At 56.1% G+C, this 16,243-nt stretch carries 17 protein-coding genes; 3 read left to right on the forward strand and 14 right to left on the reverse strand.

Features of this window, described 5'->3' with window-relative positions; all coding sequences use genetic code 11:
* Positions 1 to 69 precede the first annotated feature (69 nt).
* The 10 genes from R9X49_RS07830 to R9X49_RS07875 all read right to left on the reverse strand — a co-directional run bounded on the left by R9X49_RS07830 (position 70) and on the right by R9X49_RS07875 (position 6,194).
* Positions 70 to 417 carry a type III secretion protein gene (locus R9X49_RS07830; RefSeq protein WP_319847851.1) on the reverse strand — a complete coding sequence of 116 codons (348 nt, stop codon included), beginning with the start codon at positions 415 to 417 and terminating at the stop codon, positions 70 to 72.
* Positions 410 to 601: an HrpT family type III secretion system protein gene (hrpT, locus tag R9X49_RS07835; RefSeq protein WP_319847852.1), complete on the reverse strand. Its 192-nt coding sequence runs from the start codon at positions 599 to 601 to the stop codon at positions 410 to 412. Before hrpT ends, R9X49_RS07830 begins: the two co-directional genes overlap by 8 nt.
* Before the next feature lie 23 nt (positions 602 to 624).
* Positions 625 to 2,694: a type III secretion system outer membrane ring subunit SctC gene (gene sctC, locus R9X49_RS07840; RefSeq protein ID WP_319847853.1), complete on the reverse strand. Its 2,070-nt coding sequence runs from the start codon at positions 2,692 to 2,694 to the stop codon at positions 625 to 627.
* Positions 2,687 to 3,121 carry a type III secretion system chaperone gene (locus R9X49_RS07845; RefSeq protein WP_319847854.1) on the reverse strand — a complete coding sequence of 145 codons (435 nt, stop codon included), beginning with the start codon at positions 3,119 to 3,121 and terminating at the stop codon, positions 2,687 to 2,689. Before R9X49_RS07845 ends, sctC begins: the two co-directional genes overlap by 8 nt.
* On the reverse strand, positions 3,108 to 3,332 hold the full coding sequence (locus tag R9X49_RS07850) for a type III secretion protein HrpF (protein ID WP_319847855.1): 225 nt from the start codon (positions 3,330 to 3,332) through the stop codon (positions 3,108 to 3,110). Before R9X49_RS07850 ends, R9X49_RS07845 begins: the two co-directional genes overlap by 14 nt.
* Before the next feature lie 160 nt (positions 3,333 to 3,492).
* A complete protein-coding gene (gene sctL, locus R9X49_RS07855; RefSeq protein ID WP_319847856.1) occupies positions 3,493 to 4,092 on the reverse strand; it encodes a type III secretion system stator protein SctL in 600 nt (199 codons plus the stop codon).
* Positions 4,093 to 4,128: 36 nt separating this feature from the next.
* The gene (locus R9X49_RS07860; RefSeq protein WP_319847857.1) at positions 4,129 to 4,779 is read right to left on the reverse strand and encodes a type III secretion protein; all 651 of its coding nucleotides are present in this window, start codon (positions 4,777 to 4,779) and stop codon (positions 4,129 to 4,131) included.
* Entirely contained in the window at positions 4,776 to 5,543 is a 768-nt protein-coding gene (gene sctJ / locus R9X49_RS07865; protein WP_319847858.1) for a type III secretion system inner membrane ring lipoprotein SctJ, read from the reverse strand. The genes R9X49_RS07860 and sctJ overlap by 4 nt, the downstream gene beginning before the upstream one ends.
* A gap of 6 nt (positions 5,544 to 5,549) precedes the next feature.
* Complete coding sequence (locus tag R9X49_RS07870; protein ID WP_319847859.1) at positions 5,550 to 5,921, reverse strand: EscI/YscI/HrpB family type III secretion system inner rod protein; 372 nt, start codon at positions 5,919 to 5,921, stop codon at positions 5,550 to 5,552.
* 66 nt (positions 5,922 to 5,987) lie between these two features.
* Complete coding sequence (locus R9X49_RS07875) at positions 5,988 to 6,194, reverse strand: Hrp pili protein HrpA (RefSeq protein WP_009112561.1); 207 nt, start codon at positions 6,192 to 6,194, stop codon at positions 5,988 to 5,990.
* Positions 6,195 to 6,535: 341 nt separating this feature from the next.
* On the opposite strand from R9X49_RS07875, the gene R9X49_RS07880 reads away from it, so the two are divergent.
* Complete coding sequence (locus R9X49_RS07880; RefSeq protein ID WP_319847860.1) at positions 6,536 to 8,116, forward strand: EAL domain-containing protein; 1,581 nt, start codon at positions 6,536 to 6,538, stop codon at positions 8,114 to 8,116.
* A gap of 112 nt (positions 8,117 to 8,228) precedes the next feature.
* Here the strand turns inward: R9X49_RS07880 and R9X49_RS07885 are convergent, their stop codons facing one another.
* The 4 genes from R9X49_RS07885 to R9X49_RS07900 all read right to left on the reverse strand — a co-directional run bounded on the left by R9X49_RS07885 (position 8,229) and on the right by R9X49_RS07900 (position 12,601).
* Positions 8,229 to 9,299 (reverse strand): sigma 54-interacting transcriptional regulator, encoded by a 1,071-nt coding sequence (locus R9X49_RS07885; RefSeq protein WP_319847861.1) that lies wholly within the window; start codon positions 9,297 to 9,299, stop codon positions 8,229 to 8,231.
* A gap of 366 nt (positions 9,300 to 9,665) precedes the next feature.
* Positions 9,666 to 10,307 (reverse strand): response regulator transcription factor, encoded by a 642-nt coding sequence (locus R9X49_RS07890; RefSeq protein WP_319847862.1) that lies wholly within the window; start codon positions 10,305 to 10,307, stop codon positions 9,666 to 9,668.
* Between the two features lie 36 nt (positions 10,308 to 10,343).
* Positions 10,344 to 11,813, reverse strand: coding sequence for a PAS domain S-box protein (locus tag R9X49_RS07895; RefSeq protein ID WP_319847863.1), 1,470 nt, complete (start codon positions 11,811 to 11,813; stop codon positions 10,344 to 10,346).
* 242 nt (positions 11,814 to 12,055) lie between these two features.
* Positions 12,056 to 12,601, reverse strand: coding sequence for an RNA polymerase sigma factor (locus R9X49_RS07900; protein WP_319847864.1), 546 nt, complete (start codon positions 12,599 to 12,601; stop codon positions 12,056 to 12,058).
* Positions 12,602 to 12,928: 327 nt separating this feature from the next.
* Here R9X49_RS07900 and sctW point away from each other — a divergent pair, with 327 nt between their 5' ends.
* Positions 12,929 to 14,137 carry a type III secretion system gatekeeper subunit SctW gene (gene sctW, locus R9X49_RS07905; RefSeq protein WP_319847865.1) on the forward strand — a complete coding sequence of 403 codons (1,209 nt, stop codon included), beginning with the start codon at positions 12,929 to 12,931 and terminating at the stop codon, positions 14,135 to 14,137.
* On the forward strand, positions 14,134 to 16,236 hold the full coding sequence (sctV, locus tag R9X49_RS07910; RefSeq protein ID WP_319847866.1) for a type III secretion system export apparatus subunit SctV: 2,103 nt from the start codon (positions 14,134 to 14,136) through the stop codon (positions 16,234 to 16,236). Before sctW ends, sctV begins: the two co-directional genes overlap by 4 nt.
* Positions 16,237 to 16,243 lie beyond the last annotated feature (7 nt).

Below are 16,243 nucleotides of genomic sequence, written 5' to 3' on the forward strand. Positions count from 1 at the left end.
CCTATTAAGTGATTTTCCTGCCTGTACGGTTCCCGTCTTATGCACGAAAACACACGACTTTTTCACGGCTCAGCGCGGCGGCAGACCGGCCAAACGCCAGAGTTCATCGATCGCCGCGACCGACTCACTCACGGTGGATAGCATGCGGCGTAACCGCAGATTTTGCTGTTCGTCCAGGCTCAGGCTACAGGCAGGCAGCGCGTCAGCCTCCAGAAAGCGACGTTGTAAAATTTGCCGCAGCATACCGGGGTAATGTCGGGCAGGCGCCAGCGTTAAGATGAGCGCCGCCTGTCGTGCCGACACCGCCGTAAACCACAGAGTGACGCCCGGCTGTACTGACCAACAGGCCGTCGACGCGGTTTCCAGCGCCGTGAGAAAGTCATGCTGATTGTCGAATATCTCTGCTGGCTCACTCATCCACGCTGACCCTGCTGTAATCCGCCGGGCCGCTGCGCAGATCGGGCTGCCACCAGATGATGAGCTGTCGCGTTTCCGGCTGCGGACGACAGGTGACGGAAGCGCAGTTAGCCGCCTGCCGCGGTGCATTGCAGGCGCTCAGCAAGAGAGCGATCAGCGCGACGGACAATGCTTTGTAGTTCATGAGAATGTCCTTGGTTAATTTAACTATCGAGATGTCAGCACATTACGTCGGGCTGGTTGAGACGCTAACGCGGGCTGCAACGCCAGGAATACCTCGCTGGATTCCCCCGGCGCCAGCGTCGTTTTTGGCCATACGGCGACCGCCAGCGTACGGCTACTGGCGCAGGCGGCTTCATCAAAACGCTGTGGCTGCGTTCCGCCGTTACGCACGACGCCGACGCTCAGGCGCACCTGACCATTGTCGTACCACTGATAGCGTGAACTGTCGTAGATCAGACCCGACTGCGAGCGACACACCTCGCCCAATCGCGCGCCGCTGCTGCCGGTCTTAAACCCGGCAGGCAGTTGACGGCTGGCGAGATCGCGAAATGCGCCTTCAATCAGGCTATAGAGGTCCGTTTTACCGTTGCGCGACGCGACGCGGCTCATCGCACCGTTCAACTGCTGGCGATTGGCGGAGGAAACATAGCGTGTGGGATCGGTCTGATCGCCGACAAGGTGCGGCGTCAGGATAAACAGGCGTTCACGGCGGGAAACTTCATGGCGCGTCGAGGTAAACAGTTTTCCCAGCAGCGGAATATCTCCGAGGATCGGAATGCGGCGATCGCGGTCACCGCTCTCCTCAACGTGGAAACCACCCAACACCAGCGCACGGTTCTCACCAATCAGCGCCTGCGTGCTAACGGTGCCCCGCTTCACGCCTGACGCCTCACCTTCGCGTCCTGTTTCCACCTGACCGTCTTCGATATCGATAACCAATTGGATGCTGCGCTGTGTCCCTTCGCCGACCACGCGCGGCGTCACCTGTAGGCTGGTGCCGGCGGTCACAGGTTGAATCTCTGCAACACGTTCGCCTGTCGCCGTAATGAACGCCGTCCGGCTGAAATCGACAATCGCGGGCTGATTCTCCAGCGTCAGCACGGAAGGATTGGCGACAATGGAAGCCGTTCCTTCCCCTTCCAGCGCCTGAATATCGGCGAAGAAGCGCTTGAAATCGCTGACAAACAGGGTGCTTCGCCCCATCATCATGGTACTGCCCGCGCTCACATTGCCGAGCTGCGCCTGCCAGTTCGCTTCCAGCCGTGACAGGGCGGTTCGATCCACATCAAGAATAATGGCGTCAATGTTGACCAGATTCTGCGGTACGTCGATGTGCTCGACGAGCTGCTGATACTCCGCCCGGCGTTTTTCATCATCCCGAATCAACAGCGCGTTATTGCGTACATCAGCGGAAATCTTGCCGCTTAGCGTCACGCGGTCCGATGCTTCACCACTGCGCCCTGGGTTATTACGGGTCGCCAGCCGGGTCATCAGCGAACGCGTACTGTCCCGCATCGCTTCCATCCCCGTATCCGGCTGCACAGGCATTGGCCCCGATGCGCCCGCTGGTGCCGCACGCTGACCATCCATCAGCTCATTGAGAATGGTCGCGACGCCGGGAATGGTGACCTTCTGATCGCGATATTGCAGCGTCCGGTCAGATACTGAGGCATAGCGCAGCGGAAAAATCATGACCTTGCGCCGTTCGTCCTGCTTTTCGCGCTGCTGGCTGAAATTACGGATCAGATCGATGTACGCCTGCGGACCGGTGACCAGCACCACGCCTTCTTCAGGCAATTCCCCCCAGCCGAAGCGCGTATCAAGCAGCCCGATACCGCTGAGTGCCTGTTTGATATCGGGCGCAGCATCCGGGGAAATCTCCAGCCTCACCGACGCCTGCTCATCCTGCGGGCTGACATACAGCGCATTGTTATATACGAACCACTGAAAGCGGTGCTCCAACGCCAGCCTGTCGAGAAACAGCGCAGGGTTCTCCGCCCGAATTTTCGCCGTGACGTCATTGTCCGCAATATTGCCCAACACCAAGTCCACACCGTGGCTGTTGGCAAAATCCGTCAGAATCGCAGACAGCGGCGTTTGTTCGGCAGAATACGCATACGCCCCCTTGTTCCAGTCAGCTGGCGTGGCGGCGTGCGCCAGCGCAATCATTCCGTTCACCGGGATAATCCCGATCAGCACCACCGCCCAGCAAAACCAGCGATAGACCGCCAGCAAAATGCGATACGATCGATGACGCATCAGTCCCTTACGCATGTCGTTCTCCTTGCAAAAAAGCCAGCGTGTTCAAATTCAGTGGAGCGGAAACGGGCACCTTCGCACGCGGCGTAAGCAGGCTCAGCCAGACGTCCCGTTGATTCAGTAAGGTTTCCAGGCTGCGGCAGAGCTGCATGACATCATCGGCATCGGGCCGCATCCATAGCCAGATCTGTTCATCCTGCGGTGAGAGCGACAGAATGGCGGTGTCATCCTGAAACTGGGCGTGGGCGGCGTCAGCCAGCTGCAAGGCTCGCGCCAGCATCGGCTCATCCGGCAACGCACGCAGCGGAATAGCCGCGCTGCATGCCACGCCCGATGACTGCCGCACCATCGCCACCGCGCCGCCGTCAATCTCCAGCCTCAGCGTCGACGTCCCGCCGTTTAGCCAACGCTCCAGCATCGCGGCCAACTCAGTTGAAGTCATTGATGATGGCCTTTGCCAGACCGTGTTTAACGCTCAACAGCTGCCCGACAGCCCAACTGGCATTGGAATAATCCATACTGGCTTCAAAAAAGGCGTAGCTATCCGCCTGACTGGCGCCGCCTTCGGCAACATTCAGCGCAATATCATCCAGTTGTTTCTGCGAATCGACCAGGTGCGCGTCAAGACGACGCTGGATCGGGGTAAGGGACATCGCACGCTCTCCTCATAAGGTAGTTTCCTCACAACACAGGTTTTGGTCGTTGACCTGACGTTTTGGCCGTTAACCTAAAAGTGGGTTATTGACCTGATAGTGAGTGGTTAACCCCGGCGTGCAGTTCCCCTTGTCAGTAGCAATTTTGTCAGAGGCTATTTCATCTGGCGGCAGAACGTTCAGGCGGAATGAGCTGTTTTGCCGCCTGCTGCCAGCTCAGCGACATCGCGCCGTGCGCCGTAATCAGCTTCATGGCATCGCTATCCAGCGCCTCATCGCTGGCGAGACGCCACTCAAGATGTGTATGTGCATCCAGCCAGTGCTGTACATCGGCAAGCTGGGCGGGATGGCAGTACAGCGTTCCCCGGCTTTCCCCCTGCTGTTGCTTTAGCAACTGCCGCAGTAAAGCGTGATGGCGCGACGGTGCAGGCGTTTTATCCAGCAAATGCGCCAGCGCATCGCGCAGCAACTGCCCGGCTTGCGTAATCACGATCTTCTCCAGATGCATTCGATCTTGCTGAACACCCTGCAATAGCGCGTTTGCCTGCTGCCAGAATTCCGCTTCTGCGTGTTCTACCGCCTGCTCACAGAGCGTCCGAGCACGTTCGTGCGCCTGTGCCACGATCGTCTCGGCCTGCGCATTGGCCTCTTCCCAGAGTGTCCGACTACGGCGGTGCGCCGCGACTCGCTCCGCCGGAATAATCACCGTTTCATCCCGACTGCCGCCGGGTAATGTCACAAACGTCTTCGTCATCAACATGCTTCGTCCTTAGCAAAATGAATAGAAATGGGAGGGTTATGTGGGTACCGACGCTTTCCAGATCAGAGCATCGCACAGCGCATTGAGTCTGGCTGCGGGCACTGACATCGTTGGAACAGGGTCATGATTTTCGCCGTCGCAGGGGCAATCGCGTGGAAAAAGCAGCCGCAGGTGCGGCCAGCACGCCTCACCATAGCGAATGCGCAGCAGCAACAACGCATCCTGATAGCCAGTTGCAAAGGACTCCGACGGCGAGGGTGCGGAAGATGGCGCAGAAAAGGTGATCGGTGCCGGTAGCCACAACCCCGGTCGCAACGCCTTTGCCAACCGCTCGCACCATATGCCCTCCGCATCGGAGCGATCTGGGTTACGCATGGGCTGACACACCCGCGCCATCAGGCGTAATACCGTTTCGCGCTGCGCCGTATCCAGCGCCCCTATCTGCATCAGTGAAACGTGCATCAGTGAGGCAAACGGGTCCGGCGGCGGCAAAGAAAAATGGCGATGAAGCTGGGCTGCGTTCACGTGCAGCCAGTCACGACGCTGCGACGACTCAGGCAACCTCACCTTCCCGCGCCACCAACTGGGATCGGCCTGTAGCAGGCAGTCCTTTACCCACCAGGTCAACCATGCCAGCGCGGTGGCGTCACCTGATTCGCGCCCTGAGTGTTGCGCTTGTGTTGTCATTGTGACGACGATGCCCCCGCTTTTTTCTGCTGCCATTGCCGCAGGCAAGGCGTGCCAACGCGCCAGCCTAATAGCCCGGCCAGTAGCAGACCGAACAATCCGGCACTCCACTGCCAGCGCCGCATCTCATCCGGCGTGAGCGTAAACGGCCCCAGCGTGACAACGGGGATCGTGTCCTGATACGGTTCGGCCGGAACAAAGACGATCGCCAGCTCTTTATCATCTTTACCGGACAGGCCGGGGATACTGCTGGCCACCATGCGGCGAATGCGCGGTTCCATCCCGTCAGGTTCCAGCTCGGCGCGGTATTTGATAAACACCGCCGCCGAGGCGGGTTGAACCGGCTCGCCGGGAGCGATACGCTCTGGCAGCACCACATGCACCCGCGCGACCAGCACACCATCAATCTGCGCCAGCGTCGCCTCGACCTCCTGCGATAAGGCATAGATGTAGCGGGCGCGCTCTTCCAACGGCGTCGAGATCACGCCGCTTTTCTGAAAAACCTCGCCCAGATTGGTACGCGATTGCTTCGGTAAACCCGCCGCATTCAGAATATTGACGGCACGTTCCATGTTTTTTGCATCGATCACCAGCGTGACGCCGGTTTTGTCCACCCGTTTCTCCGCACCGATCTGATAGCGGCCGAGCATCGAAATCGCTTCGTTGGCATCGTTCTCCGACAGCCCGCGATTCAGCTCAATCGGCTCGCCGCAGCCAGCCAATAGCCCGATCAGCAGAAGAAACACTCGCTTATCGATTTTCATAGGCCGCTACTGTAAGTTGGTGAGTTTTTCCAGACTTTGCACACTTTTCGCCACCAGTTTGGCGCTCAGCAGACTTTCCAGATAGAACGATGACAGCGTTCGGGTCGCATCCAGCACATCCTTGGGATTATTGGAGCGCATCGACTGGCTGACATCGCGTTCGGCGGATTTAAAGACGCCGTTCAGTCCCTGAGATTTTTCCGCCAGCGCGCCCAGCCACTGGCTATTACCGCTTTCTGCCGTCACCGGTGCTGACGACAGCGCCGCGCTAAACCAGGACACATCCTGATTATTGGCGGAGAAGGAAAAAGACGTGCCGTTGTCCGCCAGCGGAGCATCCCCCGACTGAGACGGCGTGGTGGCGTGATTGATTTTCATGGTGTGGATTCCATCGCGGACGGATAAAATAAAGCCGGAGCAAGGCTCCGGCTCGTTCACTCACAATCAGAACTGGATAGCTTTCGCCGCTTTCTGCCCGGAGTTCAGTGATTTGGACGCGGAATCCATCTGACCATCCAGAATGGAGTTTTCCGTATCCAGCGCAATTTTCTGTGCCTGAGCGCCAGCTGCACGCGTCAGAGAACCAGCCATTGCGGTATCCAGAGTCTGAGAAGCCGCCTGAGATGCAACCTGAGAAAGTCCTAAAGCCATGATATATCTCCAAATATAATGAATGTTTACGGTGGTGAACTGTCATGCTGTACATACAGTCATCTTGTTCATTCATTAAGTGGGAGAGCGGGTCAGTGAGTTCCAACAGAAAGGAAATTCTTTCAGCAATGGTCATTCAAGAGGAAGAACTAGCCCGGTTTTCGCTGTGTTTCCGGCCGTTAGTTATCGTAGATTTTCTTTTAAAATAATAAAAAGCGTTATTACCTTACCGAAAGGCCGTATGTTGTTTCTGATTTGCACGCTTTACGCTGTGTAACTGGCAAGGATGCGATATCTGAACCTATGCCGCACTATTCCCGTCACGCTGCCAAATGGTCGCTATGCCCAACTTAACTACCAATACCGGATTGTGGTTCAGACTTGTTTTGATTTCGTTTGCCAGCGCGTTGCTGGCGCTGTTTATTGGGCAAGGCATTTTAGCCAGGCTGGAACAAACGCAGCTGCAGCAGTATAGCCAGGAGGTGCTCGATCAGGGCATCGCCGTCGCGAATGAAGGCCGGGAGACCATCAACCGAGTGCTGATGCTGAACAACGCCCCGTGCTCCAGCGCCGATCTGAAAGAGTTACGCCTGATCTCCTTTTATTCCGTGTATCTGCGCGATATCGGGCGTATCAAAGACAACTATCTCATCTGTTCTGCGGGTTGGGGCATTCTTAACCCACCGATTTATCTGCTGCCACCAAACCTGACGACGCCCGAGGGCGTACAGCTGTGGACCGCAATGAAAGACGTGGTGGACCCACGTATTACCGCCGATATGGCCAGCCTCCACGGCGTGGTCACGATCACCGCTGCCGCGGCATTTCGTCGTTTCATTCATCCACCAGCCGAATACAGTGCGGTACTCCTCACGCGTAATCTGGATCATGTCTATCAGACCTTTGGCAATATCGACCTGTCAGCATTTAAACAGACACAACAGCAGCATAACGCGTGGCTGACCATGGGAAAACGTCAGGCGTTTTTCTGTGCGCCAGACCGGAATATCTGCGTACTGGCGCAGTTGGATTCCGCCGGTATCCTCTATCGTCCCTGGTATATCATCGCCGCCCTGTTTTCTCTCGGGGCACTCATCGGTGCCAGTTTTACCCTGTCCTATCAGCTCTATGACGATCGGCACCATGCTTTGCCATCGCAGCTAAAACGCGCAATCAAACATCAACGACTGCATGTCCATTATCAGCCGCTGATCAGCCTGCCACAGCGCGCGATTATTGGCGTAGAAGCGCTGGCCCGTTGGAAGAACGAGCGTGGTGACAATGTTTCGCCAGAACTTTTCATCAGTATCGCTGAAAAAATGGGTTACTCAGCCGAACTCACCCGCATCATTACCCGTCAGGCGCTGCGGGATATGCAGCCGTATCTCACCCAGGAAACACCTTTTCTTCTCAGTATTAATCTGTCCGTCTCCGACATTGTTTCGTCCGATTATCATCGCTTCCTACAGCAAATGTGTGACGAATTGGCGATCGATAAAACGCGCATCATGCTGGAACTCACCGAGCGGTCGAGTACGTCCCATAAGACGCTGGCAGATGGCCTTGAGGCCTTACGACGCTCGGGCTATAAGGTTGCGCTCGATGATTTCGGTACGGGCTATTCCAACCTCGACTATCTGAGCCACTTACCGTTCGACATGATCAAGATCGACAAGATTTTTGTCGATGCCATCGGCACAGACACGGTGAATGCCGCCATGGCAGATCTGTTATTTACCCTCATCAAAAAGCTGGATGTGCCGGTGATCATCGAAGGGGTAGAAACTCGCGAGCAAGCCGCCTACATCCTGCAACAATGCCCTTCGGCGATTATTCAAGGATGGTATTTCAGTAAGGCGGTGGCGCTGCACGATCTACCGGATATCCACCGCTATCCGTGCCCACCGATAGAAACGGTGTAACCAGAAACGGTTCAAATAGAAACGGTGAACCCGAACGCAGGCCTGCCGTCAAAAGCAGGTCTGCCAGCGTTGGCCACCGTATCCCGGCAGATAAACGGTCAGCGCTTGGTCCTCATGCCTGGCAGGCTTCCCCGCCCCCAGCGCACATCTCTCGCACCGTCACGTTCAGCACTTTCAGGCGGTGATAAAGCGTCCGTTTGGGGATCCCCAATTCCACAATCACATCATCAATACAGTGGTCATGGCGGCGCAGCGCATCCTGAATCAGAAATTTTTCTATCCGCTTTAATCGATCTTTGAGTTGCAGAGGACGCGGGTGCAGCAGCGGCTGGACTTCAGCCAAAGGCGACAGCCCCAGCGCCCAGCGATCCGCCGCCGCTTTCAGCTCGCGGATATTACCCGGCCAGCTGTGGGTCAGTAGCTGCTCGTAAATTTCTGCCGTCATCGGCGGCAGCGTCATTTTCAGACGTACCGCCGCTTCCTGACTAAAGCGCTGAAATAGAGGCAGAATGAGATCGCTGCGGGAGCGCAGCGTCGGCAGTTGAATTTTTACCGTATCAAGACGGAAATAGAGATCGCGACGAAACAGCCCTTTTTCCACCAGTTGCAGCAGCGGCGTTTGCGTCGCCACAATCACACGCATATCGACGGGCGTAAACTGGGTACTCCCCAACCGCTTTACGCCGCGGCTTTCCAGCACGCGCAGCATCTTGGCTTGCAGCGTCATGGGCATACTATCGATCTCATCCAGAAACAGAATCCCCTTATCTGCACTTTCCAGATAGCCAGCGCGGGAACGGTTTGCGCCGGTATAAGCTCCCGATACCACGCCAAACAGTTCGCTTTCGGCCAGATTTTCCGGCACAGCGGCGCAGTTCACCGCCACCAGAGGGCCGCTGCATCGGGAAAGCCGATGAATGCGATTCGCCAGCGTGTCTTTGCCCGTGCCGGTTTCACCTTCAAGCACGATGTCGACATTAAGCGGAGCAATAACATTGATGATGGGTGACAGCGATGAGTGAATATCATCAGCCGTAGAGGGGGAAAATCCCGACGGCGGTGGGAAATAGCCTAATGGTGCCCGACGATCTGCTGATGACGCGTTCTCTAAGGATGAATGATCGAATGATAAATGCTCGGGTGATGAATCGTGCTGTCTGTCCTGACGGTAATGATTATTCATTGACTACTCCTGGAGCCCAAACGGGCTAACTGACTGCCTTCCATAACGTGGGGCCCACCGATCATCCGTGACGTTTCTCCGCATAACGCACACCGATTCCTCCCCGGTGGAACGATGACAAGCATTACCGCCATTGAATAATGAAACCATCAGGCATCGCTGAACATCAGGTAGGAATTCCAGAGGAATTTGTAGGGAAATGCCTACAAAAAACGACCAAAGCAAGTAAAAACAGCCAATTAATCGTTCACATAACACGCAGGAAAACGAAAAGATATCGTCAGGAAATCGTAAATATCAGCAAAGGGATTCATCAACCGTTGAATCCCTTTTATCTGTTATTTTTCGCACAGCGGATTCCTACCGCTAAGGAATGAGCTTCTTGCTAACGACATATTTAACAATCTCCACATTGGTGCTGAACTGCATTTTTTCCATCAGGCGCGCCTTGTGGGTGCTGACCGTTTTGTTGCTGATGGCCAGCTCATTGGCAATGGCATTGATGCCCATCCCCTGCGCAAACATAATCATGATTTGGTGCTCTCTGGCCGTCAGCACATCGTGCTCGGCTCTACCGCCCTCCGTGTAGTTGGAAAACACCAGTTGCTCAGCAATCGTGTGGTCGATATAGCGAGCGCCCTGTGCCACGCGTCGGATCGCCGACAGCAGCGCTTCCGGATCTTTATCTTTGGTGATGTAGCCTCTCGCGCCGCTCTTCAGCGCATGCTGCGCAATTTGCGCCTCGCTATACATGCTCAGCACCAGAATCGGCAGACGTGGATACTGTGCCACCACGCGCGAAATCAGCGCTTCACCGCTGATACCGGGCATCGACATATCCAGCAGCAGTAAATCGGGGGTCACACTGCGCAGCTGCGCCAGGACCTGTGCGCCATTGCCGGCTTCGGCGACGACGCTCAGCGAGTCATCCAGCGCAAAGATCTGCTTGAGCCCCTCACGCATGATGACGTGATCGTCTGCGATCATTAAACGTATTGGTTTGCCCATCGCTCATTTCTTCCTTTTGTTGTTCTTGTCCCGTGGCTAACGGGTATAGCCATTTTTAGGAAACGTTAACTGCACCAGCGCGCCTTTCCCGGGCGTACTTTCAATGATGACTTCGCCTCCCAGCATTCGCCCTCGCTCCTTCATGCTCATGAGTCCGAAAGCGTTTTTATTTTTGGCGTGGGCATCAAAACCTTTACCGTTGTCCTTAATGCACAGCACCACGCAGTCCTGCTGGTTATCCAGTGTGATGAGCACCTGTGTAGCCGCGGCGTAGCGCGCCACGTTAGTCAATGACTCCTGCACGACGCGAAAGGCTGCCGTAGTGCTTTCGTCATTGAGCGCCAGCGGTTCCCCCAGCGTTCTCAGCAGACAGGTCGCGCTGTAGTGCCGGTTAAATTCGTCGCACAACCATTCCAGCGCGGGCGTCAACCCCATATTCAAGACATTCGGCCTGAGCCGGGTTGACACGTTACGCACCACCTGAATCGTTTGGTCAGCCAGCTGCATCAGCTTTTGCAAATGCGTTTGCATGTCGGGGTTTTCTTTGGCAAAACACATGCGCATCAGCGACAGGCTCATGCGGATCGTAGTCAGGTGTTGCCCCAGTTCATCGTGAATCTCCTGAGCGATATGCTTACGTTCCTCTTCACGTGAAATTTCACGCTGTCGCGCCAGTAAACGCAGTTGCATATGCGAATCGGCCAGTTTCTTCTCCGCATAGCGAATGGCGGTAATATCCCGTCCGACGGTCAGAATCGACACCAGAACGCCGTGCTGATCGAACTCGGGCACGCAGCGAATATGGTGAATATGGTGATGGCGCTGCTCGCCTCTCCCCAGTTCTTCCATCACTTCGCCTTCCGCGCTGCTGCGGGTATCGACCACCTGCTGAACCAGCTGTTCTATGCGGATCGCACACCCCGCACCGGGCATGAGTTCCGTAATCATACGGCCCCGAAGTTGCTCTACGGTGAAATCCAGGTGTTTCAAACTGGCGGGATTGGCGTACAGGCAATTCAGGTTGGGATCGAAGCGGATAATCAAATCCGGCGTGTTCTCAACCAGCGCGCGAAACTCCTGCTCTCGCGCATAAGCCAACTGTTCAATATGTTTACGTTCCCTGATATCTCTGACGACACACATGTTGTAGCTACGTCCTCTGTGTTGGAAATGCGTGAGATTGACCTCGACCGGAATCGTCATGCCATTGCGGGTGAGGTGCTTGGTTTCAAACGTGGTGCCGACGCCCAATGCGTACTCATGAAACCAGTCGGGCGAGCTATGCTCAGCGACCCAGTCGGGATCGATATCGGCAACGCTCAAATGCATGAATTCCGTAATGCTGTAGCCCAGCGTCTGACTGGCAGCTTCATTGACATAACAAAAACGCTGATCTTCATTGACGATATAAATCGCGTCCTTGATGCGACCAAATGCAAAATCCACCAGTTCAAGCTCGGGGGCTTTGGTTTTCTCATCGGAACGAAAGGGTTGGGTGAACATCATTGCCATCTCCTTATTTTGAATTAAGACACTTATGCAGCCACCCGCCGTGCAGGTAGCTCAATACGGCGTCTCAACATTCCAGAAGATGGACAGGAAACCCTGCAACGGCATAAATGCGACCTGATATCACGGCGTGCGACCCACTCACTGAACGGCAACCGCCACCTTGAACAAGGCGGTTACCACATCAGTCAATGAAAAACGGTGGGTGCAGACACGTCCTTTCGTCCCGTGAAATACCGTCAGGATTCAACGGCCTGACGGATCACACCTCGGGCACGAGACAGCCGTGACCGCACCGTACCGATGGGGATCTCCAACTGCAACGCGAGATCCTGATAGCTGGCATCGGTATCCAGCAACTGCATCAGCATCTGACGGGTGTCCTCAGGCAGTGAAACAATGGCATCCATTGCGCGTTTCAATGCCCGCTGACTTTCGGTGATAGCGCCGGGATCGAGATCTATCGCGATGTGTTCCAACATCTCATCCCCCATTTCCTGAGCGCGCTGTCGTGCCTGCTTGAAATAGTTGCGCACCAGATTGAGGGCAATACCGAATACCCACGTCTCCGGCCGCGATGCTCCCGCAAATTTATCCTGATGTTTGAGCACTTCCAGATAGGTCATTTGCTGTAAATCCTCAACGTCGTCATGGTTGCTGACGCGTTTGCGGATGAAGTTATGCAATTTCTTTCCGTGTTGACGAAACACCTGTTCCCAATCGACAGCGAGCGCCGGGTAAAGCGAAGGGGTCTGTTCGATGTGTTTCAGGGTAGACATTTCCATTTGCTGACTCTCCGTTGTTGTGCCCCATTGGCAAAAACGGAAGAGCAAGCCTTGTGCCAGCCCGGAATTGTTTTTATCACACTGATTTTTAATCAGTTATTTTTTAACTTATCTTTTATCGTGCCATTTTTTGCCAACGCCCACAGCACGAAATTGCAAGTTATTGCAATCAGTAAAACGGCATTTAATCCAATCCGCCATCTAATTCAGCCTGCTCCGATGACTTCATGCCGGGGAACCCATTCTTTTCTGCTTCCACATAGCAATACATTCATACCGCTGCTCGTTCATACCACGACACGTAGCCGATTTATTCAGGATGACATCATGATCAAAATGCCGACCGTCCTTCCCTCTAGCAGCCCTCTGCCACGCCCTGTCGTCGTGGATGACGATCCCGCGCCACAAGCGGCAGTGCAACAGACCAGTTCGCACCACGCGTCTCCCGGTTCGCCGTTATCGACCTCGATGGAAGAAGTGGCAATGGCGTTTGGCGAGCAGGCCGAACGAAGAAGCAAATCGCTGAACCGGCGTCACATCGCCCAGCAGCCGGAGGCGCGTACCTCAGCCAGTGTTGAACGCATTGAAAAACTGACGGAACTGTTCCGAATGCTGGAAAATCCGTCGCAAAGTACGCTCGATCAGCAACTGAGCCGCATGCGCGATCTGCTGATGCAGAAAGGCTCGCCATCTCTTGAGGCGGTGCTGGAAGCCGCCGGCAACGACCCGGCGCGCGGCGATATCCTGCTGCGCCACATTCAGCAGCAATCCTCTCAGCAGCCAGAACTCGCGGCGGCGGCAGAGAATGCGCTACAGCAACTGCATCAGGAGAAAGGGCCAGAAGTCCGGGCTGGTCTGAATACGGCAACGGCCATTGCGCTGTTCAGCACCCAGCCGGAACAAAAACAGGCGATGCGTGAGCTGTACTACCAGAAGATTGTGCATCAGCAGTCAGCCAGCGCACTGCTGGATTCCCTGCTGGAACGCTTTGATGCAGCAACCTTTTCCATTGGGCTGCGCACGTTGCAGCGGGCGCTGGCGGCGGATATCGCCTCGCTGACGCCCTCTATCTCGAAAGCCGTTCTCAGCAAAATGCTGAGCAACCTCAACGATTCCCGCCACCTGAGCCATACGCTGTCATCCAGCCAGACGCTGCTCGCGCGGCTGGCGAACAAAGTGCCTGCCTTTACGCTCGGCGCCGTGGAGCTGACCCGTCGTCTGATTGGCCTGAGCGCCAACGGTGCCTATGCTCGCGATCTGCATAATCTCGGTCGGGAAGTCGCCGGCACGCAGGTACACCATCAGGCCATGTTTTTCAGCGCCCTGCTGCCGCTCGTCAGCGACCTGCCGCATCCGCTGTGGCGAGACAGTAAAAACCGGCAAACGGCGCTCCAACTGATACGCGGCATGATTGGCGATATCGCCCAATACGAAAAACAGCAGGCCAACCATTCTCAACATAATGAGCTGGCGCCGCGTGATGCCCCATCGCCGCAAAAACAGGGCGCACGCGATGCGGATAAGGAGCAGTCATGAATCTGCTGATTACCTGGCTGAACCGTATTGCGCTGAGCGCGATGCAGCGCTCGGAGGTCGTTGGCGCGGTGATCGTGATGTCTATCGTCTTCATGATGATCATCCCGCTGCCTACCGGCCTGATCGATGTGCTCATCGCGCTCAATATTTGCGCCTCCTCCCTGCTGATCGTGCTGGCAATGTATCTACCCAAGCCGCTGGCCTTCTCGACGTTTCCGGCGGTGCTGCTGCTGACCACCATGTTCCGACTGGCGATCTCCATTTCCACCACGCGCCAAATCCTGCTCCAGCAGGACGGTGGCCATATCGTTGAGGCCTTCGGTAACTATGTGGTGGGCGGGAATCTGGCAGTCGGTCTGGTGATCTTCCTGATTCTGACAGTGGTGAATTTTCTGGTGATCACCAAAGGCTCCGAGCGCGTGGCCGAAGTGGCGGCACGCTTCACGCTGGACGCGATGCCCGGTAAACAGATGTCCATCGACAGCGATCTGCGCGCGGGATTAATCGAAGCCCATCAGGCACGGCAGCGGCGGGAAAACCTGGCAAAAGAAAGCCAGCTATTCGGGGCGATGGACGGGGCGATGAAGTTCGTTAAAGGCGATGCGATTGCATCGCTGGTTATCGTCTTCATCAACATGATCGGCGGCTTCGCCATCGGCGTGTTGCAGCACAACATGGCCGCATCCGATGCGATGCACGTCTACTCGGTATTGACCATCGGCGATGGGCTGATCGCCCAGATCCCCGCCCTGCTGATATCGCTGACCGCCGGGATGATCATCACCCGCGTCTCGGCCGATGGGCAAAAAGTGGATGCCAATATTGGTCGGGAAATCGCGGAGCAGCTCACCAGCCAGCCCAAAGCGTGGATCATCTCCTCCATCGGCATGTTTGGCTTTGCGCTGCTGCCGGGGATGCCAACGCTGGTGTTTATCGCCATTAGTCTGGCATCGCTCGGCAGCGGTCTGTTTCAGCTCTGGCGTATCAAGCAGCAGGGCCAGCTAGATGCCAGCCAGTCAGAAGCAGACAACATGCCTGCCGAACAGAACGGCTATCAGGATCTGCGGCGTTTTAACCCCACGCGCGCCTATTTGCTGCTGTTTCATCCGGTCTGGCAGGGGCAACCAACGGCGACCGCGCTGGTACAAAATATCCGCCGCCTGCGTAACAGGCTGGTCTACCGCTTCGGTTTTACGCTGCCGTCCTTTGATATCGAATTCAGCGATCGGCTGGCAGAGGATGAATTTCAGTTTTGCGTCTACGAAATTCCCTACGTGAAAGCTACGTTTGTCACCGACCGACTGGCCGTTGCCAGCGGTGCCGTCGAATCGACTGATGTTGATCTTGCCACACCCGGCCCGACGCTGCGGGATGAAAGCCAGTGGCTCTGGCTGCCGCTGGCACATGTCGCGCAACAGCCGGACAGCGTGCCGCGCTGGACGGCGGATGAGCTGATTCTGGCGCGCATGGAACAGGCCATTCACCGTACCGGTTCACAATTCATCGGCTTGCAGGAAACCAAATCCATTCTGGCCTGGCTGGAAAGCGAGCAGCCGGAGTTAGCACAGGAACTACAGCGCATCATGCCGCTTTCGCGTTTTGCCAGCGTGCTGCAACGGCTGGCGTCCGAACGCGTACCGCTGCGGTCGGTGCGTCCCATCGCCGAGGCGCTGATTGAAGTCGGCCAGCACGAACGGGATACGCTGGCGTTGACCGACTACGTGCGTCTGGCGCTCAAATCGCAAATCTGCCACCAGTACAGCGACGAGAATAGCCTTGCCGTCTGGCTGCTGACGCCGGAAAGCGAAGAGCTGCTGCGCGATGCGCTCCGCCAGACGCAGAACGAAACCTTCTTCGCCCTGACCCAAGACTACGCCTCCACGCTGCTCAGCCAACTACGGCAGGCATTTCCGCCACTCTCGTCGCATCGCAGTCTGGTGCTGGTGACGCAGGATTTACGCAGCCCGCTGCGTACGCTGTTGCAGGACGAATTTCACCACGTTCCGGTGCTGTCCTTCACCGAACTGGAATCCACCCTGTCGATCAACGTCATTGGACGTCTCGATCTTTACGACTCCCCCGACCCCTTTAGCGCATAGGAACACA

This window comes from Pectobacterium carotovorum (assembly GCF_033898505.1).
Classification (GTDB): domain Bacteria; phylum Pseudomonadota; class Gammaproteobacteria; order Enterobacterales; family Enterobacteriaceae; genus Pectobacterium; species Pectobacterium carotovorum_J.

Bases quoted from the DNA above. Each gene is read 5' to 3' on its own strand.
- R9X49_RS07830 (WP_319847851.1), bottom strand. From the start codon at position 417: ATGAGTGAGCCAGCAGAGATATTCGACAATCAGCATGACTTTCTCACG.
- hrpT (WP_319847852.1), bottom strand. From the start codon at position 601: ATGAACTACAAAGCATTGTCCGTCGCGCTGATCGCTCTCTTGCTGAGC.
- sctC (WP_319847853.1), bottom strand. From the start codon at position 2,694: ATGCGTAAGGGACTGATGCGTCATCGATCGTATCGCATTTTGCTGGCG.
- R9X49_RS07845 (WP_319847854.1), bottom strand. From the start codon at position 3,121: ATGACTTCAACTGAGTTGGCCGCGATGCTGGAGCGTTGGCTAAACGGC.
- R9X49_RS07850 (WP_319847855.1), bottom strand. From the start codon at position 3,332: ATGTCCCTTACCCCGATCCAGCGTCGTCTTGACGCGCACCTGGTCGAT.
- sctL (WP_319847856.1), bottom strand. From the start codon at position 4,092: ATGTTGATGACGAAGACGTTTGTGACATTACCCGGCGGCAGTCGGGAT.
- R9X49_RS07860 (WP_319847857.1), bottom strand. From the start codon at position 4,779: ATGACAACACAAGCGCAACACTCAGGGCGCGAATCAGGTGACGCCACC.
- sctJ (WP_319847858.1), bottom strand. From the start codon at position 5,543: ATGAAAATCGATAAGCGAGTGTTTCTTCTGCTGATCGGGCTATTGGCT.
- R9X49_RS07870 (WP_319847859.1), bottom strand. From the start codon at position 5,921: ATGAAAATCAATCACGCCACCACGCCGTCTCAGTCGGGGGATGCTCCG.
- R9X49_RS07875 (WP_009112561.1), bottom strand. From the start codon at position 6,194: ATGGCTTTAGGACTTTCTCAGGTTGCATCTCAGGCGGCTTCTCAGACT.
- R9X49_RS07880 (WP_319847860.1), top strand. From the start codon at position 6,536: ATGCCCAACTTAACTACCAATACCGGATTGTGGTTCAGACTTGTTTTG.
- R9X49_RS07885 (WP_319847861.1), bottom strand. From the start codon at position 9,299: ATGAATAATCATTACCGTCAGGACAGACAGCACGATTCATCACCCGAG.
- R9X49_RS07890 (WP_319847862.1), bottom strand. From the start codon at position 10,307: ATGGGCAAACCAATACGTTTAATGATCGCAGACGATCACGTCATCATG.
- R9X49_RS07895 (WP_319847863.1), bottom strand. From the start codon at position 11,813: ATGATGTTCACCCAACCCTTTCGTTCCGATGAGAAAACCAAAGCCCCC.
- R9X49_RS07900 (WP_319847864.1), bottom strand. From the start codon at position 12,601: ATGGAAATGTCTACCCTGAAACACATCGAACAGACCCCTTCGCTTTAC.
- sctW (WP_319847865.1), top strand. From the start codon at position 12,929: ATGATCAAAATGCCGACCGTCCTTCCCTCTAGCAGCCCTCTGCCACGC.
- sctV (WP_319847866.1), top strand. From the start codon at position 14,134: ATGAATCTGCTGATTACCTGGCTGAACCGTATTGCGCTGAGCGCGATG.